A 24,946-nucleotide genomic window follows, 5' to 3' on the forward strand; every position below is an offset into this window, starting at 1 on the left:
CGCCGGGCGGGCGGAAAAGTTCCGCGTATAACACGCGCCGCGCGCGGGCTCGCGAACGCTGCGCGGCGTGACGACGCCTCAGGCGGCCGGGACGATCTTTCCGGGATTGAAGATGTTTTGCGGGTCGAGTGCCTGCTTCAGCGCCCGCATCGCGTCGAGCGCCTCCGGACCGAGCTCGGCCTGCAAGTATTTCTGCTTGCCCTGGCCGATGCCGTGCTCGCCGGTGCAGGTGCCGCCCATGGCCTGGGCACGCTCGACCAGGCGGTGCATGAACTCCTCGCCGCGCGCCATCTCGCCCTTGTCGTTGACGTCGCAGAGCAGCGAGCAGTGGAAATTGCCGTCGCCGACATGGCCGACGATCGGCGACAGCAGGTTGAGCCGCTGCAGATCCTCCTCGGTCTCGGTGACGCAGTCGGCGAGCCGCGAGATCGGCACGCAGACGTCGGTCGCGACCACGCCGATGCCGTCGCCGGGGCGCAGCGCCTTTACCGACCAGTAGGCGTCGTGCCGGGCCTGCCACAGCTTGGTGCGGTCTTCAGGCTTGGTGGTCCAGGTGAAGTCGCCGCCGCCGCATTCGGCGGCGATGTCGCGGAAATTCTTCGACTGCTCGGCAACCTCGACCTCGCTGCCGTGGAATTCCAGCAGCAGCAGCGGCGTCTCCGGCAGCGACAGCTTCGAGTAGCTGTTGCAGGCTTTCACCTGCGCGGCATTGAGCAGCTCGATCCGGGCGACCGGAATGCCGGTCTGGATCGCAAGGATCGTGGCCTGGCAGGCGCCACGCACCGTGTCGAACGAACAGGCCGCCGCCGCGATGGTGTCGGGAATGCCGCGCAGGCGGATGGTCAGTTCGGAGATGATGCCGAGCGTACCCTCGGCGCCGACGAACAGATGCGTCAGGTCGTAACCGGCCGACGACTTCTTGGCGCGCGTGCCTGTCGTGATGATCTCGCCGTCGCCGCGCACCACCTTCAGCGCCAGCACGTTCTCGCGCATGGTGCCGTAGCGCACCGCGTTGGTGCCGGAGGCGCGGGTCGAGGTCATGCCGCCGAGCGAGGCATCGGCGCCGGGATCGATCGGAAAGAACAGACCCTGGTCGCGCAGATGCTCGTTGAGTGCCTTCCGCGTCACGCCGGGCTGGATCACGCAGTCGAGGTCCTCGGCATGGACCTCGAGCACCTTGTTCATGTCGCGCAGATCGATGCAGATGCCGCCCGCGGGCGCGTTGACCTGACCCTCGAGCGAGGTTCCGGTACCGAAGGCGATGACCGGTACGCGATTGGCGGCGCAGATTCGCACCACGTCCTGGATGTCGGCGGTTTCCTGCGCCATCACGACGGCGTCCGGCGGCTGGGTCGGCAGCCATGTGGTGGTATGGGCGTGCTGCTCGCGCACCGCCTGCGACGTGACGAGCCGGTTGCCGAACCGCGCCGCCAGCGCGTCGATCGCGCGCTTCAGGGCCTGCGGATCAGGTCGCGTCACATTGCCCGAAATCGTTGTCGCCACGTCAAATTTCCTCCCACCTTTAGCCGACCGTGGCAAAGCTTGTATAAGGGGTCAAGAGAGCCTGACTTGAAAAAGTGGACGCCGGAGTCACAGAAAAGCTCATGCTCGAACGCCAACGAACCGGGGACGGATCATGACTTCAGCGACTGCCACCAGCGAGATGCCGCTTCCATCGGCCCCGTTCAGATCCTCGGTGATGCAGATCGAGCCGCAATGGATCGACTACAACGGCCATCTCAACATGGCCTACTACAACGTGATGTTCGACCGCGCCATCGACGAGATGTGGCTGCAGCTCGGCATCGGGCCGGACTACATGAAGGCGCGGCACTGCTCGACCTTCACCGCCGAGTGCCACGTCCGCTATCTCCGCGAGATTCATCTCGGCGATCCCGTGCAGGTCCAGGTCTACCTGCTCGGCGCCGACGAGAAGCGGCTGCACACGTTCGAGGAGCTGCGCCATGCCACCGAAGGCTGGCTCTCCGCGACCTCGGAAAATCTCACGCTGCACATCGACATGGAGGCGCGCAAGGTAGCGCCGTTTCCGCCCGATATCCGCGTCCGCGCGCAAGCGATCGTGGACAGCTATGTGGGCGTATCGCGTCCCGAGGGCATCGGCCGCAACGTGGCGATGCCCTCGGCGAAATAACTTGCCGTTTTCAAGCGAAGCGGCCGCCGGTTCGCGGCCTCGCTAGACCCTTGTGCGGCCGCGTACCAATCCGACCACCGCCGACACCAGAAACAGGATGACGGCGATGAAGAAGATCGCCTTGGCGATTTCGACGGAGGCGCCGGCGATGCCGCCAAAGCCCAAAATGCCCGCGATGAGGGCGATGACCAGGAACGTGACGACCCAGCTCAGCATGATCAAAACTCCGCTTCGTTTCCCTGTTGTTGCTCGGCGCGAACCTCTGCCCGGCGCCGCACCTGTTGAAACAATCCGGCGGGGAAATGCTGGTTCCTGAGCATGAAACCGCGAAATTTTCGCCGATTTCCGGAACCGCGATTGACTGCGGGCTGCTGCCAAAAGCGTTCCCGCCAGCCGCGATAAAACCTGTCAAAACGGCCGATCAGGCCCTATATGGCCTTCAATCCCTGTTAAGAAGGCTCCCCTTCACCATCCTGCGGTGTCATCGTGGGGCCGAGACGATTCGCCAATGACCGAGCCGAGCAAATTGCCCTATCACGGCGTTCCCGAGCACCAGCCGGCGGCTGGCGGCATCGCCGCGCGTGCGCGGGCGGCGGCCGGCCCGCAATATCTGAGCGGCCTCAATCCGGAGCAGCGCGAGGCGGTCGAGACGCTCGACGGCCCCGTGCTGGTGCTTGCCGGCGCCGGCACCGGCAAGACGCGCGTGCTGACCACGCGCATCGCGCATATCCTGAGCCAGGGCCGCGCGCGGCCGCATGAGATCCTGTCGGTGACCTTCACCAACAAGGCGGCGCGCGAGATGAAGCTGCGGCTCGGCCAGATGCTCGGCCAGGCGGTCGAGGGCATGCCGTGGCTCGGCACCTTCCACTCGATCGGCGGCCGCATCCTGCGCATCCATGCCGAGCTGGTGCAGCTCAAATCCAACTTCACGGTGCTCGACGTCGACGACCAGGTGCGGCTGCTGAAGCAATTGCTGCAGGCCGAGAACATCGACGACAAGCGCTGGCCGGCGCGGATGCTGGCCGGCCTGATCGACGGCTGGAAGAACCGCGGCCTGTCGCCGTCGCAGGTGCCGGCGGGCGAAGCCGCCTCGTTCGGCAACGGCAAGGGCGGCAAGATCTACGCGACCTATCAGGAGCGGTTGAAGATCCTCAACGCGGCCGATTTCGGCGACCTGCTGCTCGAGAACATCAGGCTGTTCCGCGAAAATCCGGACGTGCTGCGGCAGTACCAGAGCCGCTTCAAGTTCATCCTGGTCGACGAATATCAGGACACCAACGTCGCGCAGTATCTGTGGCTGCGCCTGCTGTCGCAGGCGCCGTCGCGGCCGGGCCAGCCGCTCTCGGCGGTGATCCCGGGCGAGCTTACCTCGCCCCGCTTGCGGGGAGAGGTCGGCGCGCAAGGCGCGCCGGGTGAGGGGGACTCTCCGCGGACTGAGCTCGAGGATAGAGCCCCTCACCCCGACCCTCTCCCCGTGAAGGACGGGGAGAGGGAGCAGACCGTTCTCAAGAACATCTGCTGCGTCGGCGACGACGACCAGTCGATCTATGGCTGGCGCGGCGCCGAGGTCGACAACATCCTGCGCTTCGAGCACGATTTCCCCGGCGCCAAGGTCATCCGCCTCGAGCGCAATTACCGCTCCACCGGCCACATTCTGGCCGCGGCCTCGCATCTGATCGCGCATAATGAAGGCCGGCTCGGCAAGACGCTGCGCACCGAGGATGTCGACGGTGAGAAGGTCACCGTCACCGGCTCCTGGGATTCGGAAGAGGAAGCGCGCGCGATCGGCGAGGAGCTCGAGGAACTGCAGCGCTCGGGCGAGAACCTCAACGACGTCGCTATCCTGGTGCGCGCCTCGTTCCAGATGCGCGAGTTCGAAGACCGCTTCGTCACGCTCGGCCTGCCCTACCGCGTGATCGGCGGCCCCCGATTCTATGAGCGCGCCGAAATCCGCGATGCGCTGGCCTATTTGCGCACCATCAACTCGCCGGCCGACGATCTCGCCTTCGAGCGCATCGTCAACGTGCCCAAACGGGGGCTCGGCGACGCCACCGTGCAGCTGCTGCACGACCATGCCCACAAGCGCCGCATTCCGCTGTTCGAGGCGGCGCGCGCCGTGGTCGAGACCGACGAGCTGAAGCCGAAGGCGCGCGGCTCCTTGCGCGATCTCGTCATGCAGTTCGACCGCTGGCGCGCCCAGCGCGAGGTCGCCTCGCATACCGAGCTCGCCGAGATCGTGCTCGACGAGAGCGGCTACACCGAGATGTGGCAGAAGGACCGCTCGGCTGATGCCGCGGGCCGGCTGGAGAACCTCAAGGAGCTGGTGCGTTCGATGGAGGAATTCGAGAACCTGCAAGGGTTTCTCGAACATATCTCGCTGGTGATGGACCGCGACGGCGAGGCCGGCGACGAGGCGGTGTCGCTGATGACGCTGCATTCGGCCAAGGGCTTGGAATTCGACAACGTGTTCCTGCCGGGCTGGGAGGAAGGCCTGTTTCCGAGCCAGCGCACGCTGGACGAACAGGGCCGCGCCGGGCTCGAGGAGGAGCGCCGCCTCGCCCATGTCGGGCTGACCCGGGCGCGCCGCCGCGCCAAGATCTATTTCGCCACCAACCGCCGCATCCATGGCACCTGGTCGACCACGATCCCCTCGCGCTTCCTCGACGAACTGCCGGCGCACAATGTCGAAATCACCGAATCCAAGGGCGGATCGGGCTGGGGCGGCAGCGGCGGCTATGGCGCCTCGCGCTTCGACAACCTCGAATCATTCGGCTCGAGCTATTCGACCCCGGGCTGGCAGCGCGCCCAGGCCAACCGCAACCGCGGCGGCGGGGGCCGTAGCGGCAGCGGCTTCGAGGAGCGGCAATCCTCCTTTTCCTCCGAAAGCTTCAATCGCACCAAGCGCGGCCCTGTCGTGATCGAGGGCGAGCTGGTGGCGAAGTCCACCGGCACAACGTCGGATTTTTCGCTGGACGACCGGGTATTTCACCAGAAATTCGGCTACGGCCATGTGGTGAAGATCGACGGCAACAAGCTGACCATCGCCTTCGAAAAGGCCGGCGAGAAGAAGGTGGTCGACAGCTTTGTGCAACGGGTGTGACATAGCGACCTTTCTTTGGCGACCTTCTTTGGCGGTCTTCTCTGTTGGTAGCCCTTGACCCCAGTTGATTTCATGGGTTGAGATGGATCCATGGTCCGGGGGAGGTTTTTCCTTTTTGTCATCGCGCTCACCGCGCCGTCGCTGGCGGTCGCGGAGACGATGAGCTTTGGCGATTCGGCAGCCCAGCTCGCCAAGGCCTGCGGCGCAGACATCACCGCGAACTGCCGCGGCGTCAATCTCGACTCCAACCGCCTCAAGGAATGCCTGTCGCGCAACCGCGACGTGATCTCGCCGCAGTGCAAGGAGAGCTACTTCTCCACCCTCGATGCGATCCAGAAGAGGATCGCGGCGCGCGTCACCGTTGCGAATGCCTGCACCCGCGAGATCGTCAAGGTCTGCGGCGGCTCGACCAAGGAGACCAGCAAGTCGGTGCCCTGCCTCGTCAGCGCCAAGGGCCTCAGCCGCAATTGCACCCAGGCGATCAATGACGCGGGGTATCAATGATGCGGCTGTCGAGGCGAGGCTTGCGCGATCCTGGCCTTTTGGCCCTGCTGGGCACGCTGGCTTTGCTGGCGATGTCGATTGCGCCAGCGCCGGCGCAGACCGCCGTCACACGCGACGACGTCATCGCCAAGCTCAATCATTTTGAGACAGACGCCGAGATCGATGTCCCCGCGCTGCGCCAGCAGGTGGCCGAACGATCGAAGTCGCGATCGAAGAACGAGCCGCCGCCCTCGAAACGGCCGCCGATCGCTCCCGACCTGACCAAGCTGCCGACGTTTAACGTCGACATCGCGTTCGACGTCGACACGCCGATCGTGCTGCCGGAGTCGTATCAGACGGTCGGGCGGATCGCCGATGCGCTGACGCACTCCTCGCTGCTGCCCTACACCTTCCTGATCGTCGGCCACATCGAATCGACCGGACGACGCGAGAACAATGTGCTGCTGAGCCAGCGGCGCGCCGACGCGATCCGCGACATCCTGGTCAACACCTTCAAGATCACCGCGAAGCGCCTGCAGTCGGTCGGGCTCGGCGAGGAGCAGTTGCTCGACCCGACCAAACCCAACGCGCCGGTCAACAACCAGGTGCAGATCATGCTGGTCGCGAAGGTCGCCGACAGCGCGCCGCCGGCGCACCCTGTCCCGACGGCCGCCGCCAAGAAGCCGGCGAAATCAGCCAAGAAGCACTGATTGGATTGAATATCGGGGCGTCGGAACTGCGTCCCCTCCCGCCCGTATACGATGTCCCCGGGGCGAGCGGCGCCTCCACGATTTCGGAATAATAGAAGATTACCGCTGATTTGCCCGACGGGTCAAGTTGCAATATGCGCCGCCGGCCGCCGGCTCCTTTGCATGGGGTTGTTTTCGATATTTTGGTAGTGCGCCCCTGAGGCGGCAGGCTATCAGCCTCGTTCGAGCCCGGCCTCGATACGTGGACACGTGAGTTGCAGAGGCCGCAAGCGCCGTATGCAATGGCCCTGCCCGCAAGCGGGAGCGGTGCACGCTGCAGAATAAATTTCTCCCTCGCCGACCGATTGCAGAACGGACCGTGCGTTCCTATCTGGGCTGAACCCGCATCACGCGCCTGCCCGGGCCCCAATCCGCGCGCGCCCCCTCCCTCACGCTCACCGACTCTCCATGTCGCCGATCATTTCCGTATCCAATCTTTCAAAAACCTATGGCTCCGGCTTCAAGGCGCTGAAGGGCATCAATCTCGATATCGTCAAAGGCGAGATCTTCGCGCTGCTCGGGCCGAACGGCGCCGGCAAGACCACGCTGATCAGCATCATCTGCGGCATCGCGAATCCGAGCGAGGGCCGCATCACGATCGGCGGGCACGACATCATCGCCGACTATCGCGCGGCGCGGTCGATGATTGGGCTGGTTCCGCAGGAACTGCACACCGACGCGTTCGAGTCGGTGTGGGCGACCGTCAGCTTCAGCCGCGGCCTGTTCGGCAAGCCGAAGAACCCCGCCCATATCGAGAAGGTGCTGCGCGACCTGTCGCTATGGGACAAGAAGGACGACAAGATCATCACGCTGTCCGGCGGCATGAAGCGCCGCGTGATGATCGCCAAGGCGCTGTCGCACGAGCCGCAGATCCTGTTCCTCGACGAGCCGACCGCCGGCGTCGACGTCGAATTGCGCAAGGGCATGTGGGAGGTGGTCCGCACGCTGCAGGCTTCCGGCGTCACCATTATCCTGACCACGCACTACATCGAGGAAGCCGAGGAGATGGCCGACCGCATCGGCGTCATCAACAAGGGCGAGATCATCCTGATCGAGGACAAGGCGACCTTGATGCAGAAGCTCGGCAAGAAGGAGCTGACCCTGCAGTTGCAGAACAAGCTCGAGGCCATTCCCGATGTTCTGTCTGCCTACAATCTCGAATTGTCCGACGACGGCCGCACCGTGACCTACGACTACGATACCAAAGGCGACCGCACCGGCATCACCAGCCTGCTCAACGATCTCCGCAATGCCGGCATCCGCATCTCGGACCTCGATACCAAACAAAGCTCCCTCGAAGACATCTTCGTCAGCCTCGTGAGGGCGCCATGAACTACCGCGCAATCCGGGCCATCTACCTGTTCGAAATGGCGCGCACCTGGCGCACGCTGCTGCAGAGCATCGTCTCGCCCGTGGTGTCGACCTCGCTGTATTTCGTGGTGTTCGGCGCCGCGATCGGCTCGCGCATCACCGAGGTCGAGGGCGTCAGCTACGGCACCTTCATCGTGCCGGGGCTCGTGATGCTGTCGGTGCTGACGCAGAGCATCTCCAACGCCTCGTTCGGCATCTACTTCCCAAAATTCGTCGGCACGATCTACGAGATCCTGTCGGCGCCGATCTCCTATTTCGAGATCGTCATCGGCTATGTCGGCGCCGCCGCCACCAAGTCGATCATCCTCGGCCTGATCATCCTGGCGACGGCCGGGCTTTTCGTACCCTTGCATATCCAGCATCCGGTGTGGATGCTGACCTTCCTGGTGCTGACGGCGGTCACCTTCAGCCTGTTCGGCTTCATCATCGGCATCTGGGCCGATGGCTTCGAGAAGCTGCAGATGATCCCGATGCTGGTGGTGACACCGCTGACCTTCCTCGGCGGCAGCTTCTATTCGGTGAACATGCTGCCGTCGGGCTGGCGCACCATTACCCTGCTCAATCCCGTGGTCTATCTGATCTCTGGCTTCCGCTGGAGCTTCTACGAGATCGCCGATGTCAGCGTGCCGCTGAGTCTCGGCATGACCGTGGGCTTCCTGGTCGCCTGCATGGCCATCGTGGCGTGGATCTTCAGAACCGGCTACCGGCTGAAGAACTGACTAAGCTTCAGTAGCCCGGATGGAGCGAAGCGCAATCCGGGACCTTGTCGCCAAGCCTGCAGAACCCGGATTTCGCTTCGCTCCATCCGGGCTACGCGTCTGTCGAACTGCGGCGCAAGATTCCGGGTTCATGCTTCGCATGCCCCGGAATGACAATCCCAATCAATAGCAGTGGAAATGACCGTGGCGGTAATAGCCGCGGCAGCGGTGGCCACGCCGGTAACCGCGATCCGGGATGCCGAACACGCCCTTGACCGCGCCCATGGCGCCACCAACGCCGGCGCCGACGGCGCCGCCAACCACGCCGCCCACCGGGCCGGCGACCCGGTTGCCCTCATAGGCGCCCTCATGAGCGCCGCGGACGATGCCCTGGGCATGGCCTGCATGGGGGACTGCGACCAGCGTCAAAGCGAGGGCTGCGGCCGCAAGCAGGAGCCGCGCGGAGAGGCCGGCTGGGACGACGGCCGCGGTCTTCACCTTGGTGTTGTTCATCTGGATTCCTTGATGCGCGGCGCGAACGCGCCGCCGGGCGGGATTGTTAAACGCTCATGCGGCCAAATGGTTGCGTGTCGGAGACCAATCGGGCCGTGGTCGCGGCCTGCTCGCGAAAAAGTCAGCCCGCCGTGACAGCCAGGCCCGGCTTCGGCCTTGTTTGCGCCGCGCACGGGATTAACCATGGCGACTGATCACGGCCTTGGCCCGCCACTGGAACCAAGTTCGGATTCCGTGCATATTGATTGCCGGGGACGGAGAGCCGCGGCTTCGCGAGCAGGCCTGGAGGCCAAAGGTAAAATGCGTTCGTTCCTCATTGCGTTCACGTCCGTGATGCTCTTCACCGCCGGTGCCGCACAGGCCAAAGTCGATATCACCATCGACAAGGACAACCAGCAGATGACCGTCGCGGTCGACGGCGTCGCGCGCTATCACTGGCCGGTCTCGACCGGCATCCCGTCGCGCGAAACGCCGAACGGCAGCTTCCGCGCCTTCCGCATGGAAGAGGATCACTACTCCAAGGAATTCGACGACGCGCCGATGCCGCACTCGATTTTCTTCACCAAGATCGGGCACGCGATTCACGGCACCGACTCGGTGAGCCGCCTCGGCTCGCCGGCCTCGCATGGCTGCGTGCGGCTGTCGCGCGACAACGCAACCACGCTTTACTCCCTGGTCCAGAAGGAAGGCGTGCTCAACACCACCGTGACGCTGACCGGCTCGTCGCAGGTCGCGCTGGCGCGCAATCCGCGTGGGCGCAATGGCACCGCCGTCGCCCGCCGCGCGCCGCAGCAATATGACGAGCAGTACGGCACCGCCGCCGCCGGCGACCCGGTCGTGCTGACGCCGCAGCCGCGCGACTATCCGGCGCAGGTCCGCACCGATGACGGCTACATCTATCCAGCCGACGGCAGCTCGACCGATCGCCGCTATCCGGCACCGCCGTCAAGCCGCCGTGTCTACGACGCTCAGGCCTATGGCCAGCAGCAGCAGTATTACGGCAATCAGGGCTACGCCCCGGCGCCGCAGGGCTACTACCAGCCGCGCCCCGCCTATCAGTCGCGCGGCTTCTACGGCAACACCTATCAGGATTAGAGCGTTTTCGAGCGAAGTAGGCGCCGGTTCGCGTGAAGAAAACGCGTCAAAAGAAATCTGCCGCACGCTCTTGATCCGTGACGGCGCCGCAGGCAGGGCGCCGTCAGTTCACGCTCCCCTCACCCGCTTGTGACCTTCGCAAAGGGCGCCCGTCATCGTGCGCCGTGGCCCGTCGTCGCGTCGTCATCTGATTGTAAAACTAGCCCGATATTCGGCGGCACAAGCGCCCGCCTGGCCCCTGGAGTCCGATTCACGCGGCATGCCCGATGAAATCAGGGCGAGAAGCGCGGGTCACGCAGACTAGATCAGAGGTCGACATGAAACGGGGCATCATTGTCCTTTGCCTGTGCATCGTGGCGATGGCCGCTTATTTCACGACGGACAGATGGGCCATCCGTCACACGACGCTGACGTTCCACGACGTTCTGCGCGACGACCGCGACGTCACGGTCGAGGTCGCGGTGCGCCGTGACCGGCAAATGCAGGCGATGGCCGAGATGATCGAGCTGCCGGTCGCGATCCTGAGCCACGGCAACACCGTCAAGAACACCGAGTACTCGTTCCTCACCAATTTGTTCGCGTCGCGCGGCTACCTCGTGGTCAGCATTCAGCATGATCTCGACACCGACGCGCCGATGGTCACCAAGGTCGGCGAGGAATATGTCGGCCGCCGCATGCAGTACAATCGCGGCGTCTTCAACATCATGTATGCGATCGACGAGCTCAAGAAGCTCTACCCGAACGCAAACTATCGCCAGCTGACGTTGATCGGCCATTCCAACGGCGGAGACATCTCGATGTTCTTCGCCAAGCAGCACCCCGACCTGGTCAAGAAGGTCGTCACGCTGGACAATCTGCGCGTCCCCTTCATCACCGACGGCAAGATCAAGATCCTCTCGTTCCGCTCCAGGGATCCGGTGTTCAAGGCCGATCCCGGCGTCGTGCCCGACGACGAGACCTGTGCGAGATTCGGCATCAAGGTGGTCAGAACCGAATTCCAGCACAACGATCTCAGCGACCGCGGCCCGGACAGCGCGAAGTCGTCGATCCAGGCCGGCGTGGAGCGATTCCTCGACGAGGATGCCGGCGAGAGCACGCCGACGATGCCGCTGCTCGCTGCCTCGACGCCCGCCTCCGCGAGTACAGCGCCGCCAGAGAACAAATAGTCGCGTCGCGCTGAAGGCGAGCTGGCGCTCTCCGTCGGACAGCTCTCCGTTCCGATTGAATCGGAACGGAGCTCCAGCTGCTTGCTTTGACTCTAGGCGCGCGCGTGGCGATAGCCGGTGGCAACGAGCCAGATTGCGGAAAGCAAGAAGTAGAACGCGCCGAAGCCCGCATAGGGAGCGACGTCGAGAATGGTCGGCGCAACGGTACCGACGGACTGGCTGATCATGTAGCCGCCGGCGAGTGCCGACTGTGCGCCACTCAGGATCATCGCCCATTGCGCGCCATAATGACGCCAGCGCCTGACGCCGGTGTACAATTGCAGCACGCCCGCGAGGATCGCCCAAACCCCGAACACGGCGAGGACGGCATAGCTGCTGTGGCGGAGCGCCACGATCACGGCGAGCGTCGTGATCACGCTGACCGCGACATTCAGGGCCTGGGATGGGTTGGCCTTCAGGCCGCCATTGACCCGGGCATCAGCCAGATTGGCGATGCCGTCCCACGCCGGGTAGATCACGAGCAGAACCCCGGCAGGGCCGGCTTGGCCGCTAAACAGAACGGCAGCGGCGACCCAGGCGACCGAGAAGATGGCGCGCCCGAGATAATAGGATCGCAGCCAAGTGGATTGGGTCGAAAGGTGGCTTTGCATTGACAGGGCTCCTTGTTGTCTTCCTACTAGTAGGTAGTTGATGGATTCCAGTCAATCTTGGCGCTTGGACGCCCTGTGTGGAGAGGAAGGCCTTGATCTATCTTTGTAATTTACCTACTGGAAGGTAGGCATGACGTGAACGTGATGACTTCGACTTCTGAAAAAATTCTCGACGTCGCGCAGCCCCTCATCGTCGCGGGGGGCTATAACGGCTTTAGCTATGCCGACATCTCGGATGCCATCGGCATCCGGAAGGCGAGCATCCACCATCACTTCCCGACCAAGGCCGAGCTGGTCTCGGCGCTGGTGGATCGCTACCGGCAGCAGACCGAGCTGGGCCTGAAGTCGCTTCGGGAGCAATTCGCAAGCCCGGCCGACCAACTGCAGGCTTACGTGAACTTCTGGCAGGCGTGCATCGGCGATGCCTCGCTGCCGTTCTGCGTCTGCGCGATGCTTGCCGGCGAGATGCCGATGCTGCCGGACGAGGTCGCATCGCGCGTCGGCGCCCATTTCCATCATCTTGCGGGATGGCTCACCTCGGTGCTGCAGGCCGGCGCGGAACAGCATCTGTTCCGGCTGGACCAGCGGCCGCACGAGGAGGCCCAGATGCTGATGGCATCGGTTCATGGGGCAATGCTCTCGGCGAGGGCTTTCGACGATCCCGGAATGTTTGCCGCGATCGTCAAGCCCCAGTTCGCCAGACTGCTGGTAGCCGATCGCTAGAGAATTATCGCGCGGAAGCCGCCGCGATTGGCTCGGCTAGCAGGTCCTACTGCTCGCCGTCGCGCAGGCGGCGGTACACTGCACCCAGCACGTTCGAATAGTCGTCGGTCCAGACCCGCTGCTTCTCGTCGGCTTCGGTCTCGGTCCAGACATCCGACGATGCGAGCTTGCCGACGTCTTCCTCCTCGCGCGCGGAGACCACGACCGAGGTCGAGAAGATGTACTCGTTGTCGCGGCCGGAATCCTCGCTGTAGACCCAGCTCTTCATGTCGTTGGCGTCGGCAATGCCGACCACGACGCTGGCAAGTTCGAGGTGACGGTTGGAGACGTGCATCACGACCGCGCCCTGCGGCGCCAGCTTCTCCTTGTAGATCGCCATCGCCTCCTCGGTCGCGAGATGGATCGGGATCGCGTCCGACGAATAGGCGTCGACGATGATCAGATCGTAGGCGCCGTCCGGCTCCTTGGCGAAGGTCAGCCGCGCGTCGCCGATGACGGGCTTGAGGTTCGGCTCGCAGTTCTGGAGGTAGGTGAAGTATTTCGGATCGCGCGCGGTATCGACCATTGATTGGTCGATCTCGAAGAAGCGCCAGTCCTCGCCGGGGGCCGACGCGCAGGTCAGCGTCCCCGAACCTAGCCCGATCACCGCCACCTTCAGCGGCGCGCCCTTACGCTCGCGGATCGCTGATATCGCCCGCCCGATGCCGCCGTCCTTGTGATAGTAGCTGATCGGTTCGGGCTTTCCGGCGACCGGCGTGCCGTCATCGTTCTTGAACTTCTCGGCGCCATGGATCGTGGTGCCGTGCATCAGCACGTGATACTGCCCGTTCGGCGTCACCACGATCTTGTGCACGCCGAAGAAGCTGCGCACGGTTTCGACGCGGCCGTCGTCGGATGGATAGGCACGCAGCACCACCAGCGCGACCACCACGGTGGCGAAGATCTTCCAGCGATTGGCGTTCAGCGCGAGCGCCAGCAGCGCCGAGAGCACGCCGACCGCGCCGATCACCCAGACCCGGTGCACGTCGAACCAGTTGAAGATGTCGCCGGCCGAATAGCTTGGCGCGATCAGCGCCACCGCCAGCACCGCGAGGAACGGCCAGTACCAGGCGCTCCAGCGCGGCAGCCGCTCCGCGCCGCCGGGCGGACGGCATAGCGCCGCGAGCGCCAGCAGGATCGGATATTCGGCGACCCACGAGAAGGTAAAAGGCGCAATAAGCCCTGCGAACAGGCCGCCGACCATGCCGCCGAACGACAGCGCGACGTAGAAGCCGGTGAGATATTTCGCCGCCGGGCGGGTGCGCGCGAGCTCGCCGTGACAGGCCATCGCGATGATGAAGAAGCAAAGCTGATGGCCACCGAGCGTGAGCAGCAGGTTCTGCTCGCCTCCGACCGCAAGCAGGATCACGACGCCGGCAATCGCCAGCGGCTGCGCCCGCAGCATCCATTTGTGCGGCAATAGTGGCCGCGACTGGAACACCAGCACCCAGGTCAAGAGATACAGCGACAGCGGCAGCACCCACAGCAGGGGCGCGGCGGCGACGTCGGTCGAGATATGCGCCGTCACCGCGATCAAGAGGCCGGACGGCACCGCGGCGAGGAAGATCCAGCGCGCCCGCAGCGGCCAGGACGGCGCCGGCGCATTGGCGTCATCGACCTGCATGTCGAGCGCGGCGGCATTGGCCGGCGACCGCAACAGCAGCACACCGCAACTCGCGATCAGAATGATCAGCAGACCATAACCACCGGTCCAGATCAGGTTCTGGGTGCGCAACGTGAACATCGGCTCGAGCAGCACCGGATAGGACAATAGCGCGAGGAAGCTGCCGATGTTCGAGGATGCGTAGAGGAAATACGGATCGGGACCATTGGGATGTCCGGTGCGCACGAACCAGGCCTGCAGCAGCGGATTGTTGGCGGCGAGCGCGAAGAACGGCAGGCCGATCGAAACCGCGAATAGGCCGAGCAGCCAGATCGCATAGCCGGACGTCGGCGGCTCGCCCCAGCCGCTCCTGATCGCCAGTGGCAAGGTCAGCAACGCGACGACGAGCAGCACCAGATGCACCACGACCGGCGCAATACGGCCGTTCAGCTTCATCAAGAGATGCGCATAGGCGTAGCCGCCGAGCAGCAGCGACTGGAAGAACACCATCGCCACCGACCACACCGCCGGCGAGCCGCCGAGCCGCGGCAGCACCATCTTGGTGAACAGCGGCTGCACCGAGAACAGCAACAGGGCACTGACGAAGATCGCGGCGGTGTAGACAACCAGCACCAGCCGGTTGCGCGAGGCGGTCGGCTCAGACGTCATGAAAGCTCCGGCATGGACCCGGCGGGCGCCGGAGGCGGACAGTCCGGTGGCACCCCACCGGAGGATTTCAGTTGAGCATACGGCACTATCACGGACAAGAAACGGCGGTCACGCGGACTTGACGACGCGGCGCTGCGGCGCCACAGCACATGCTCTAATCACTGCTTCTTGAAGCGGACATGAACGAAACGGACGTCGTCATCATCGGTGCGGGGCACAACGGCCTCACCTGCGCGGCCTATCTCGCGATGGCCGGGCTGCGCGTGAAGGTCGTGGAACGCCGCAAGGTGGTCGGCGGCGCTGCGGTCACCGAAGAATTTTGCCCGGGCTTCCGCAATTCGGTCGCCGCCTACACGGTGAGCCTGCTCAATCCGCAGATCGTGTCTGACCTGAAACTTGCCGATCACGGCCTCAGGATCGTCGAGCGGCGCGCGCAGAACTTCCTCCCCGCGCCCGACGGCAGCTATTTGCTGACGGGCGAATGCCGAACCCGGGAGTCGGTCGCAAAGCTCAGCCGCAAGGACGCCGCCGCAATCGGCGTGTTCTCAGGGGAACTCGAAGCCATCGCCGACGTGCTGCGGCAATTCGTGCTGCGCGCACCGCCGAACCTCGTCGAGGGCTTTGGCATCAGCGCGATCAGCGAGGCCTTCAACGCGCTCGGCACCGCCAACATCCTGCGCCGGCTGTCGCTGGAACAGCAGCGCAATCTGCTCGACCTATTCACGCGATCGGCCGGTGAGATGCTCGACGAGCGATTCGAGAACGACCTCGTCAAGGCGCTGTTCGGCTTCGATGCCATCGTCGGCAATTATGCCAGCCCCTACGCGGCGGGCTCGGCCTATGTGATGCTGCATCATGCGTTCGGCGAGGTGAACGGCAAGAAAGGCGTCTGGGGCCACGCGATCGGCGGCATGGGTGCGATCACCCAGGCGATGGCGCGTGCCGCGCGCAGCCATGGCGTCGAGATCGAAACCGATGCTGCCGTCAGCGAGGTGATCGTCGAGAAGCAGCGCGCCGTCGGCGTCGTCCTCGACAATGACAAGACCGTGCGCGCCAAATACGTCGTCTCGAACGTCAATCCGAAGCTGCTGTACACACGCCTGGTGCCGGAGGGCGCATTGGCGCCCGAGTTTCGCGCGCGCATCTCACGATGGCGGAACGGGTCCGGCACGTTCAGGATGAATGTGGCGCTAAGTGCCCTGCCCTCGTTCACCGTGCTGCCCGGCCTAGGGGATCACCTCACGGCGGGGATCATCATCGCTCCGAGCCTCGGCTACATGGATCGCGCCTGGCACGACGCGCGCGAATTCGGCTGGAGCCGCGCTCCGGTCGTCGAGGTGCTGATCCCCTCGACGCTCGACGACAGCCTGAGCCCGCCGGGCCAGCATGTCGCGAGCCTGTTCTGCCAGCACGTCGCGCCGCAACTGCCCGACGGCAGATCGTGGGACGATCATCGCGAGGAGGTCGCCGATCTGATGATCGCAACCGTCGACCACTACGCGCCCGGGTTCGCAGGCAGCGTGATCGGCCGCCAGATCCTGTCGCCGCTCGACCTCGAGCGGCAATTCGGCCTGCTCGGCGGCGACATCTTCCACGGCGCGCTGACATTGAACCAGTTGTTCTCGGCACGGCCGATGCTCGGCCATGCCGACTATCGCGGACCTCTGAAGGGTCTCTACCATTGCGGTTCCGGCGCCCATCCCGGCGGCGGCGTCACCGGCGCCCCCGGCCACAATGCCGCGCGGGCCATCCTGGCCGACCATCGCGCGCTGTTCTCGTAGACGACACACCGCGCGCCGCGGGACAAGCTGAGGACAGGCGTGTTGAGAAGCTGTGGGTCTGCGGTGGACAGCGGCCTTGTCTCAAGACGGGATAACCGGTGGACGTCGCTGTGGACCGGCTGTGCGATCGACGCTGACAATCCCGGGAGAACGCAGTTGATGTCTTGTCGACAAGCTGCGTGTGGCTCTGTGGACAATCGGTCAAAAAGAAAACACCGGGCGACATGTCGCCCGGTGCTTCCCTGAGAACGCCGTTCGAGAAATTACTTCAGCGAGCCGCTGATCGAGTTGAAGGTCCCGCTCAGTGCCGTGCCGACGCCATTCACCGCAGCGATGATCGCGATGGCGATACCGGTCGCGATCAGTCCGTATTCGATGGCGGTCGCGCCGGATTCATCCCGCAAGAACTTAACGATAAAAGCCTTCATTGCAGCCCTGCCCTTGGTTGTGATGCCTTGGAACGAAGGGTGTTCCCAGTTCCGCCACCCTAGTAGTACGGCAACATCTAAGGTTGTCTGAACCGGGAACCTCTCAATTCTCGCGATATTCGATTGAATCCGGCTTGAAATTTTAACAAAAATCGCGCTACCGGCCTCCGATGACCCCGTCCACACACCGCGCCAGCGTCACCCTTCCAGATGAATCGACCGCAAAGCGCGTGGTAGATGCGCTTTCCGAGCTGTTTTTCGAGGATCAGGCGGCGTTTGCGGCCTTCGAGCGACCGGATGGCCGCTGGGACGTCACCGTCCATTTTGCCGAGCCGCCGGACCAAGATTTACTGCGCGAACTGGTTGGCCAGGTGCTGCGGCAGGATGTCGCATCGACTTTAGTCTTTGATACCGTGGAGGCCAAGGACTGGGTCAAGGCCAGCCTGGAAGATCTTGTCCCGGTCGCGGCCGGCCGCTTTATCGTCCACGGCCAGCATGACCGGCACCGGATCCCCCCCAACAAGCTCGGGATCGAGATCGAGGCGGCGCTGGCCTTCGGCACCGGCCATCACGGCACCACCCGCGGCTGCCTGCTGCTGCTCGACCACGTGCTGAAGGCGTATCAGCCCCGCCGCGTACTGGATCTCGGTACCGGGACCGGCGTGCTGGCGATCGCCGCCGCCAAGGCGCTGCACGGCAAGGTGCTGGCAAGCGACATCGACCCGCCGTCGGTCAGGGTCGCCGAGGAGAATGCCCGGCTGAACGGCGCCGGCGATCTGGTGGACGTGATCCGCGCCACCGGCTTTGCCGCTCCGCGCTTCGCCGAGGACGGTCCGTTCGACCTGGTGCTCGCCAACATCCTCGCCAATCCGCTGCGGCAGCTGGCCGGCCCGATGGCGCGTCACCTCGCCTCGTCGGCGCAGGTCATTCTCTCGGGCCTGCTGACGCACCAGGCGCCGGCGGTCATCGCCGCCTACCGCGCCCGCGGGCTGGTGCCGCTGCGGCATCTGAAGATCGAGGGCTGGAGCAGCCTGCTGCTGCGCTCCGTGAAGTGACCGCGACCGGCAGACAGTGCGGCGACTGCACGCTCTGCTGCAAGGTGATGGCGATCGAGGAACTGGCCAAGCCCGCCAACACGTGGTGCCCGCATTGCAAGCCGGGGCGCGGCTGCCGGACCTATCCGGGCCGGCCGGCGGAATGCCGCTCGTTCAGCTGCGTCTGGCTAGCGAACGAGCTGCTGGAGGAGCACTGGAAGCCTTCCAGGTCGAAGCTCGTCCTGACCACGTCGGAAGATGGTCTTGAGGTCAGATGCGATCCGGGCTTCCCCGACGCCTGGCGCAAAGAGCCGTTTTGCAACGAGCTCAGGGAATGGGCGATCTCCGGCGAGACGCTCGACATGACCGTCGTCGTGATCGCCGGCCAGCGCATGACGCTCGTGACGCCCGAGCGCGAATTCGATCTCGGCATCGTCGGCCCCGATGAGCGGATCGTGCGCGAGCTCGAGGGCGGCAAGGTCGTCAATGTGACCGTGGCGAAGGCTTCCGATCTGGAACGGTAGCCGCGATCCGTGGGTTGTTTATTCGGGCGCTGGCGAATCGCTACGGATGGTCTCGACCTTGTCCTGACCGGCCGCACGCTTGGCGCGCGCCTCGACAAGGCGGTCCAGCATCTGGACGATGACGCCGCGCTGCTTCTGTTCGACCGGCGCGATCGGGCCGCGGCGGACCGGCGGCGAGATCTTCTCAAACGTGAATGCAGGCATCGTGCATCTCCTCACCGTTGAGTTGAGACACTCCTGGACACTCCCCGTACGCTTGACCGTTGACGTGCAGTGGACATCGTCCGGCCAATTCCACTATGCCATATTCAAGCATAAGTTATGCCAAAAATATGGTCATGCTTGACCGCGCTCGCGCGAAGGTCATGCTTCATCCGAAGAGAGTGCGACGGCGATGTTCGAAGCCCATTTCCAGACGTTCGAAGAGCCCGAAGGCGGCGTGGCGCTGACTGCCCGCTTGAGCGCGCTGCGCGAGGAGCTGGCGCGGCGCAAGCTGACCGGATTCGTGGTTCCGCGCGCCGACCAGCAGCAAAATGAATATGTCGCGGCCTCCGAGGAACGGCTCGCCTGGCTGACCGGCTTCACCGGATCGGCCGGGCTCGCGATCGTGCTGAGCAAGGAGGCCGCCCTGTTTGTCGACGGCCGCTACACGCTGCAGGCCGGCAAGCAGGTCGACCGCAAGGCCTGGCAGGTCGAGCCGCTGGTCGAGCCGCCACCGGAGCACTGGCTGACCCGGCATCTGGCGGCCGGCGACCGCCTAGGATTTGACCCCTGGCTGCACACTTCTGCGGCAGCCGAACGGCTGGCCGCGGCCTGCGCCAAGGCCGGCGCGGAACTGGTCGCCGTCGACGGCAATCCGCTCGATGCGATCTGGCACGAGCGGCCGGCACCGCCGCTCGGTCCGGTTACGATCCACGGCGCGCAGTTTTCCGGGGAGATCGAAGCCGAGAAGCTCAAGCGCATCCGCCTCGAGATCAACAAGCTCGGCGTCGACGCGCTGGTGCTGTCCGACAGCCACGCGGTGGCCTGGACCTTCAACATCCGCGGCGCCGACGTCTCGCATACGCCGCTGCCGCTGTCCTATGCGCTGGTACCGAAGGAAGGCCGGCCGCTGGTGTTCATCGATCAGCGCAAGCTGTCCAACTCGACACGCGACCATCTCGAGCAATCGGCCGATGTCGAGCAGCCCGCGGCGCTGGCGGCAAAACTCACCGAGTTCGCCAAGCGCGGCGCCTCGATCGCGCTCGACAACGCGACCGCAGCCGACGCCCTGAGCCGCCTGATCGCGGGTGCCGGCGGCAAGCCGGTGCGCGGCAGCGATCCGGTCAGCCTCTTGAAGGCGGTCAAAAACATCACCGAGATCGAGGGCACGCGCACGGCGCATCAGCGCGACGCGGTGGCGCTGGTGCGTTTCCTCGCCTGGATCGATCGCGAGGCGCCCTCCGGCAGCCTCACCGAGATCGACACCGTCGAGGCGCTTGAGACGTTCCGCCGCCAGACCGGCGCGCTGAAGGACGTCTCCTTCCCGACCATCGCCGGCACCGGGCCGAACGGCGCCATCGTGCACTACCGCGTGACGCGCAAAAGCAACCGCCGCATCGAGCCCGGCGATCTCCTGCTGATCGATTCCGGCGCACAATATGAGGACGGCACCACCGACGTCACCCGCACCATCGCGATCGGCAAGCCGACCGACGAGATGCGCGACCGCTTCACCCGCGTGCTGCGCGGCCATATCGCGATCGCCCGCGCGATCTTCCCCGACGGCACCACCGGCGCGCAGCTCGACACGCTGGCGCGGCAATATCTCTGGCAGGCCGGGATCGATTTCGAGCACGGCACCGGCCACGGCGTCGGCAGCTATCTCAGCGTCCATGAAGGGCCGGCGCGGATTTCCAAGCTCGGCACCACGCCGCTGAAGCGCGGCATGATCCTGTCCAACGAGCCCGGCTACTACAAGACCGACGCCTACGGCATAAGGATCGAGAACCTCGAGCTCGTGATCGGCACCGACATTGCCGGCGCCGAGAAGCCGATCAATGCATTCGAGACGCTGACGCTGGCGCCGATCGATCGCCGCCTGATCGAGGTCAGCATGCTGAGCCCGGACGAACTGGCCTGGCTCAACGACTACCACGCCCGCGTTGCGCATGCGGTGCGCCCGCATCTCGACGACAACGCGACGAAGCTGTGGCTGGATGAGGCGACGGCGGCGCTGAAGTAGCGGCGCGCCCAGCCATCCGCACACTCGACGTCGTCCCCACTCGGTGTCATCCCCCCGCGAAAGCGGGGGATTCAGTACGCCGCGGCCTCTCAATTCAAATACGCCTGCCTCTGGAATACCGCGTCCCCCGCTTTCGCGGAGGACGACAGCGGAATTCGCAGCTGACGACAGAGCGTTTATTGCGCGAGACGAAACATCGTCACCGCGTCTCCTGAAATCGCATGGGCGTATGCCGAAACACCCGTATTCCGCGCGGACGGGCACGCTACAGTCTTTCCACAATGCTGGATCGGACCTGAATGCACGGCGTGATGGGCAAGCCGCCCGGCGCGGCCAAAGACAACATCGCGACATCGAAGGTCATGCTGCTGATGCTCGTCGTGATGACGGGCGTGGCGCCGATCTCGCTCTACATGCTGGTGCCGGCGCTGCCGGTGCTGGCGACCACCTTCGGCCGCGACATCTCTATCGCGCAGATGACCGTGTCGCTCTACATGGTCGGCATCGCGCTTTCACAGCTGATCATGGGGCCACTGTCCGACAGGTTCGGCCGTCGGCCGGTGCTGCTCGCGGGCCTCGGTCTGATGGTCGTGGCCGGCGTCGGCTCGGTGTTCGCCGAGACCCTGCCGCAACTGATCGCGGCGCGCTTCTTCCAGGCGCTCGGCGGCGCCAGCGGCATGGTGATCAGCCGTGCCATCATCCGCGATCTCTATCCGCGCGAGCGGGTCGGCGCCATGATCAGCCTTGTCGTCGCCGCGCTGATGATCGCGCAGATGGTGAGCCCGCTGACCGGCGGCCTGCTGGAGACCACATTCGGCTGGCGCGCGATCCTCTATCTCATCACCGCGGCGTCGCTGATCACCACGATCTTCATCGCGCTGGCGCTGCCGGAAACCCGCCGCGACCGCGCCGACAGCTCCAGCTTCCGCGGCGACCTCGGCAAGCTGATGACGAGCCGCGCCTTCGTCGGCTATCTGCTGTGTCAGGTGCTGGCGTCGCAGATCATCTTCGCCTTCGCCGGCGGCGGCCCTTACATCGTGGTGACCCAGATGGGCCGGACCAGTGCCGAGTATGGCGCGTGGTTCGCGATGACGGGGTTCGGCTACTTCGTCGGCAATCTCTTGTGCGTGCGCTTCGCGCCGCGGCACTCGCTGGAGAAACTGATCTGGTTCGGCCTCGCGCTGCAGGTCGGCGGCAGCCTGTTGAACCTGGTCTGGAGTCTTACCGGAGTAAACCAGGCCCCACTCTGGCTGTTCGGCACCCAGATGATCGTGATGATCGCCAACGCCTTCGTGATGGCCAATTCCGCCGCCGGCGCGATCAGCATCCGGCCCGAAGCCGCCGGCACCGCCTCGGGCGCCATGGGGTTCCTGCAGCAGGGGATCGGCTCGCTGATCTCGCAATTCGGCGCCTATCTCGGCGGCCACTCCACCACGACGCTGCCGCTGACTGCGGCGATCTTCGCGATCTCGATCGCCTGCGCCTGCACCATGATCTTCGTCGTGCCGCGGCGGCAGGTGGTGGTGAGCGAGGAGCTGATCGCGCAGGCCGAGGAGGATGAGCAGGGGATGATGTGAGCAGTTCGTCATTCCGGGGCGATGCGCAGCATCGAACCCGGAATCTCGAGATTCCGGGTTCGCCTCTTCGAGGCGCCCCGGAATGACGGACAACCCTACTCCCCGATCAGCTTCAGCCACTCGTCCTCGGTCAGCACCTTGACGCCGTGCTTCTGCGCTTCGGCAAGCTTCGAGCCGGCGCCCGGCCCCGCGACGACGTAGTCGGTCTTCTTCGACACCGAACCGGCCGCCTTGGCGCCCAGCCGTTCGGCGGTCGCCTTGGCCTCGTCGCGCGTCATCTTTTCGAGCGATCCGGTGAACACCACGGTCTTGCCGGCGACCGCCGAATTGCTCTTCGGCTTCTCGGCGTCGATGATCTCGTCGAGCTCTCCGGTCAGCCGCTCGACGATGCCGCGATTGTGGCTCTCGCCGAAATAGTCGGCGATGCTCTTGATCACGGTGTCGCCGATCTGGTCGAGCGCATCCATCTCCGCCATCGCTTCCTCGTCGCCCTTGGCGACCTTGAGGCAGGCATCGTGGAACGCGTCCCAGGAGCCATAGCCGCGCGCCAGTGCCAGCGCGGTGGTCTCGCCGACATGGCGCATGCCGAGCGCGTAGATGAAGCGTTCCAGGCCAATCCTGCGCCGGCTGTCGATCGCGGCGAACAGATTGCGCACCGAGGTCTCGCCGTAGCCTTCGATGTCCTCGAGCTTCAGCTTCGCGTTGCGCTTTTGCAGCGTGAAGATATCAGCCGGCTCCTTGACCCATCCCTCGTCGAAGAAATATTGCAACTGCTTCACGCCGAGACCGTCGATGTCGAAGGCGCGGCGCGACACGAACAGAATGAGGTGTTCGACCTTCTGGAACGGACAGGCGAACTCGCCGGTACAGCGGGCGCGCGATCCCTCCTCGCCAGCCGCGGTCTCCTCGCGCACCACGTCGGTGTGCAGCGGACACGGGCATTTCTTCGGGAAGTGGAATTCCTTCGCGCTCTTCGGCCGTTTGTCGATCACGACGTCGACGACCTGCGGGATCACGTCGCCGGCGCGCTGGATCACCACGGTGTCGCCGATCCTGATGTCGCGTCCCTCGCGCAGCACCTCGCCCTTGTTGCCGATGCCCTTGATGTAGTCCTCATTGTGCAGCGTGACGTTCTGCACGATCACGCCGCCGACACCGACCGGCTCGAGCTTGCCGACCGGCGTGAATGAGCCGGTGCGCCCGACCTGGATCTCGATGTCGCGCAACACCGTCATGGCGCGCTCGGCCGGGAATTTGTGCGCGATCGCCCAGCGCGGCGTGCGCGACACGAAGCCGAGCCGCTCCTGCCAGTCGATGCGATCGACCTTGTAGACGACGCCGTCGATGTCGTAGTCGAGCTCGGCGCGCTGCTCCTCGATCTTGCGATGGAAGGCGATCAGCTCCTCGACCGAGTGGCACAGCTTGGTCAGCGGATTGGTCTTGAAGCCGCACCGCTCGAACCAGTGGATCATGCCGGTCTGGGTATCCTCCGGCAGCGCGCTCATCTCGCCCCAGGCATAGGCGAAGAAGCCGAGCGGCCGAGAGGCAGTGATTGTGGGATCCTTCTGCCGCAGCGAGCCGGCCGCCGAATTGCGCGGATTGGCGAAGATGGTGTCGTCGGCCGCCTTCTGCCGCTCGTTGAGCGCGAGGAACGCCTTCTTGGTCATATAGACCTCGCCGCGCACCTCGCAAATGTCGGGCACGTTGCGGCCCTTCAGCTTCTGCGGCACGTCCTCGAGCGTGCGGATGTTGGCGGTGACGTCCTCGCCCTCGGCGCCGTCGCCGCGGGTTGCCGCGGTGACGAGTTCGCCGCCCTCGTAGCGCAGCGACATCGAGAGCCCGTCGATCTTCGGCTCGGCCGAGAAATCGATCTTGTCATCCGGCAGCTTGAGGAAGCGCGTGATGCGCCCGACGAAATCGACCACGTCGGCTTCCGCGAACGCGTTGTCGAGCGACAGCATCGGCAGCGAATGACGAACCTTCCGGAAGCGCCCCGACGGCGCGGCGCCGACCTTCTGCGACGGCGATTCCGCGGTGACGAATTCAGGGAAGCGCTTCTCGATCGCATTGTAGCGCTGCCGCAGCGCGTCGTATTCGGCGTCGGTGACGCTCGGCGCATCGTCCTGATAGTAGCGCTTGTCGTGACCTTCGAGCTCGAGCGCAAGGCGCATCAACTCGACCTTGGCCTGGGCCTTGGTGAGCTTGTCGACGTCGGAGAGTTCTTTCTTTTTTGCTGCTTTAGCCATGCGACGGGCGCGCTATAGTTTTTCGTCATTCCGGGGCGGTCCGTCAGGACCGAACCCGGAATCTCGAGATTCCGGGTTCGATGCTTCGCATCGCCCCGGAATGACTGTGTGGGAAATGGGG

General features: G+C 64.8%; 22 protein-coding genes. 14 read left to right on the forward strand and 8 right to left on the reverse strand.

Translation table 11 applies throughout. The features are described 5' to 3' along the window. Positions 1-78: 78 nt before the first annotated feature. Positions 79-1,503 (reverse strand): FAD-binding oxidoreductase, encoded by a 1,425-nt coding sequence (locus ACZBJS_RS07025; RefSeq protein WP_316393758.1) that lies wholly within the window; start codon positions 1,501-1,503, stop codon positions 79-81. 160 nt (positions 1,504-1,663) lie between these two features. Here ACZBJS_RS07025 and ACZBJS_RS07030 point away from each other — a divergent pair, with 160 nt between their 5' ends. Beyond that, entirely contained in the window at positions 1,664-2,152 is a 489-nt protein-coding gene (locus ACZBJS_RS07030) for a thioesterase family protein (RefSeq protein ID WP_316393868.1), read from the forward strand. Positions 2,153-2,194: 42 nt separating this feature from the next. Here ACZBJS_RS07030 and ACZBJS_RS07035 read toward each other — a convergent pair whose 3' ends face one another. Beyond that, positions 2,195-2,368: a DUF1328 domain-containing protein gene (locus ACZBJS_RS07035; RefSeq protein WP_016846258.1), complete on the reverse strand. Its 174-nt coding sequence runs from the start codon at positions 2,366-2,368 to the stop codon at positions 2,195-2,197. A gap of 292 nt (positions 2,369-2,660) precedes the next feature. On the opposite strand from ACZBJS_RS07035, the gene ACZBJS_RS07040 reads away from it, so the two are divergent. The 5 genes from ACZBJS_RS07040 (at position 2,661) to ACZBJS_RS07060 (ending at position 8,574) form a co-directional block, all read left to right on the forward strand. Further along, the gene (locus ACZBJS_RS07040; RefSeq protein ID WP_463438607.1) at positions 2,661-5,252 is read left to right on the forward strand and encodes an ATP-dependent helicase; all 2,592 of its coding nucleotides are present in this window, start codon (positions 2,661-2,663) and stop codon (positions 5,250-5,252) included. A gap of 90 nt (positions 5,253-5,342) precedes the next feature. Continuing rightward, complete coding sequence (locus tag ACZBJS_RS07045; protein ID WP_057015016.1) at positions 5,343-5,756, forward strand: hypothetical protein; 414 nt, start codon at positions 5,343-5,345, stop codon at positions 5,754-5,756. Continuing rightward, positions 5,753-6,445, forward strand: coding sequence for an OmpA family protein (locus ACZBJS_RS07050; RefSeq protein WP_316393752.1), 693 nt, complete (start codon positions 5,753-5,755; stop codon positions 6,443-6,445). The genes ACZBJS_RS07045 and ACZBJS_RS07050 overlap by 4 nt, the downstream gene beginning before the upstream one ends. Positions 6,446-6,892: 447 nt before the next feature. After that, positions 6,893-7,816, forward strand: a complete 924-nt coding sequence (locus ACZBJS_RS07055) for an ABC transporter ATP-binding protein (protein ID WP_018273008.1) — start codon at positions 6,893-6,895, stop codon at positions 7,814-7,816. Then, positions 7,813-8,574 (forward strand): ABC transporter permease, encoded by a 762-nt coding sequence (locus ACZBJS_RS07060; RefSeq protein WP_028342160.1) that lies wholly within the window; start codon positions 7,813-7,815, stop codon positions 8,572-8,574. The genes ACZBJS_RS07055 and ACZBJS_RS07060 overlap by 4 nt, the downstream gene beginning before the upstream one ends. 162 nt (positions 8,575-8,736) lie before the next feature. Here the strand turns inward: ACZBJS_RS07060 and ACZBJS_RS07065 are convergent, their stop codons facing one another. Further along, the gene (locus ACZBJS_RS07065) at positions 8,737-9,066 is read right to left on the reverse strand and encodes a hypothetical protein (RefSeq protein ID WP_018273009.1); all 330 of its coding nucleotides are present in this window, start codon (positions 9,064-9,066) and stop codon (positions 8,737-8,739) included. Between the two features lie 300 nt (positions 9,067-9,366). Between ACZBJS_RS07065 and ACZBJS_RS07070 the strand changes: the two genes are divergently transcribed. Both ACZBJS_RS07070 and ACZBJS_RS07075 read left to right on the forward strand, forming a co-directional pair. After that, entirely contained in the window at positions 9,367-10,161 is a 795-nt protein-coding gene (locus ACZBJS_RS07070) for a L,D-transpeptidase (RefSeq protein WP_316393745.1), read from the forward strand. 317 nt (positions 10,162-10,478) lie between these two features. After that, a complete protein-coding gene (locus ACZBJS_RS07075) occupies positions 10,479-11,327 on the forward strand; it encodes an alpha/beta fold hydrolase (protein WP_316393743.1) in 849 nt (282 codons plus the stop codon). 92 nt (positions 11,328-11,419) lie between these two features. Here ACZBJS_RS07075 and ACZBJS_RS07080 read toward each other — a convergent pair whose 3' ends face one another. Further along, positions 11,420-11,977 carry a DUF308 domain-containing protein gene (locus ACZBJS_RS07080; protein ID WP_316393742.1) on the reverse strand — a complete coding sequence of 186 codons (558 nt, stop codon included), beginning with the start codon at positions 11,975-11,977 and terminating at the stop codon, positions 11,420-11,422. Positions 11,978-12,112: 135 nt separating this feature from the next. Between ACZBJS_RS07080 and ACZBJS_RS07085 the strand changes: the two genes are divergently transcribed. Then, positions 12,113-12,700: a TetR/AcrR family transcriptional regulator gene (locus ACZBJS_RS07085; RefSeq protein WP_316393741.1), complete on the forward strand. Its 588-nt coding sequence runs from the start codon at positions 12,113-12,115 to the stop codon at positions 12,698-12,700. Positions 12,701-12,746: 46 nt separating this feature from the next. On the opposite strand, the gene ACZBJS_RS07090 is transcribed toward ACZBJS_RS07085, so the two are convergent. Continuing rightward, entirely contained in the window at positions 12,747-15,011 is a 2,265-nt protein-coding gene (locus tag ACZBJS_RS07090) for a spermidine synthase (RefSeq protein WP_463438608.1), read from the reverse strand. Between the two features lie 179 nt (positions 15,012-15,190). Here ACZBJS_RS07090 and ACZBJS_RS07095 point away from each other — a divergent pair, with 179 nt between their 5' ends. Beyond that, entirely contained in the window at positions 15,191-16,792 is a 1,602-nt protein-coding gene (locus ACZBJS_RS07095; RefSeq protein ID WP_316393738.1) for a phytoene desaturase family protein, read from the forward strand. A gap of 263 nt (positions 16,793-17,055) precedes the next feature. On the opposite strand, the gene ACZBJS_RS07100 is transcribed toward ACZBJS_RS07095, so the two are convergent. Then, on the reverse strand, positions 17,056-17,220 hold the full coding sequence (locus ACZBJS_RS07100) for a Flp family type IVb pilin (protein WP_316393736.1): 165 nt from the start codon (positions 17,218-17,220) through the stop codon (positions 17,056-17,058). 170 nt (positions 17,221-17,390) lie between these two features. Here ACZBJS_RS07100 and ACZBJS_RS07105 point away from each other — a divergent pair, with 170 nt between their 5' ends. Further along, positions 17,391-18,275 (forward strand): 50S ribosomal protein L11 methyltransferase, encoded by an 885-nt coding sequence (locus ACZBJS_RS07105; protein WP_316393735.1) that lies wholly within the window; start codon positions 17,391-17,393, stop codon positions 18,273-18,275. Then, entirely contained in the window at positions 18,272-18,778 is a 507-nt protein-coding gene (locus ACZBJS_RS07110; RefSeq protein ID WP_316393733.1) for a hypothetical protein, read from the forward strand. The genes ACZBJS_RS07105 and ACZBJS_RS07110 overlap by 4 nt, the downstream gene beginning before the upstream one ends. Positions 18,779-18,796: 18 nt before the next feature. On the opposite strand, the gene ACZBJS_RS07115 is transcribed toward ACZBJS_RS07110, so the two are convergent. Next, complete coding sequence (locus ACZBJS_RS07115; RefSeq protein WP_028342170.1) at positions 18,797-18,982, reverse strand: hypothetical protein; 186 nt, start codon at positions 18,980-18,982, stop codon at positions 18,797-18,799. 190 nt (positions 18,983-19,172) lie between these two features. Here ACZBJS_RS07115 and ACZBJS_RS07120 point away from each other — a divergent pair, with 190 nt between their 5' ends. Then, complete coding sequence (locus tag ACZBJS_RS07120; RefSeq protein WP_316393731.1) at positions 19,173-21,002, forward strand: aminopeptidase P family protein; 1,830 nt, start codon at positions 19,173-19,175, stop codon at positions 21,000-21,002. 299 nt (positions 21,003-21,301) lie between these two features. Beyond that, positions 21,302-22,579: a multidrug effflux MFS transporter gene (locus ACZBJS_RS07125; protein ID WP_316393730.1), complete on the forward strand. Its 1,278-nt coding sequence runs from the start codon at positions 21,302-21,304 to the stop codon at positions 22,577-22,579. Positions 22,580-22,674: 95 nt separating this feature from the next. On the opposite strand, the gene ligA is transcribed toward ACZBJS_RS07125, so the two are convergent. After that, entirely contained in the window at positions 22,675-24,825 is a 2,151-nt protein-coding gene (gene ligA, locus ACZBJS_RS07130) for an NAD-dependent DNA ligase LigA (protein WP_463438609.1), read from the reverse strand. Positions 24,826-24,946 lie beyond the last annotated feature (121 nt).

The sequence above is a fragment of the Bradyrhizobium sp. KZN70725 genome (assembly GCF_055264925.1).